We start from the raw sequence: 735 nt of genomic DNA on the forward strand, positions 1-735 counted from the left end.
GAGGACGGGCGGGACGGTGGGCTGATTGCGCAGCGCCGTCACATCCAGACGCACCGGCACCAGAGCCGAACCACCCGTCGCCAAGGCAGCGTCGAACAACGCCAACCCCTGCTCCACCCCCAACAACGGCATCCCCAACTCAGCAGCACGACGGACCTCACGCTCCCCCAACCCCGCCGTCATCCCCACACCCTGATCCCACGCACCCCACGCCAACGACACACCAGGCAAACCCACCCCCACCCGATACACCGCCAACGCATCCAAAAACGCATTCCCCGCCGCGTAATTCGCCTGCCCCGCACCACCCAACACACCAGCAACCGAAGAAAACACCACGAACGCGCCCAAATCCAACCCACGCGTCGCCACATGCAAATTCCACGCACCATCCACCTTCGGCCGCAACACCGAAGCCAACCGCCCCGACGTCAACGAACCCACCACCCCGTCATCCAACACACCAGCCGCATGCACCACAGCCGTCAACGGATAAGCACCCGAAACACCAGACACCACACCCGCCACCGCATCAGCATCAGCAACATCACACGCCACCACCGACACCCACGCACCCAACGACTCCAACTCCGCAACCAACCCCGCCACACCACCACCCGCCACACCAGAACGACTGGACAACAACAAACGACGCACCCCACACGACCGCACCAAATGCCGAGCCAACACACCACCCAAACCACCCGTCCCACCCGTCACCCACACCGTCCCGTC

General features: G+C 64.2%; 1 protein-coding gene. It reads right to left on the reverse strand.

All coding sequences use genetic code 11. The annotated features are described in order from the left end of the window. Positions 1-726, reverse strand: a 726-nt coding sequence (locus ACLJT4_RS42480) for a beta-ketoacyl reductase (protein WP_411130521.1), incomplete at its 3' end; no start/stop codon positions are given. Positions 727-735: the final 9 nt, after the last annotated feature.

This window comes from Streptomyces sp. x-19, assembly GCF_046549115.1.
Lineage (GTDB): Bacteria > Actinomycetota > Actinomycetes > Streptomycetales > Streptomycetaceae > Streptomyces > Streptomyces albulus_C.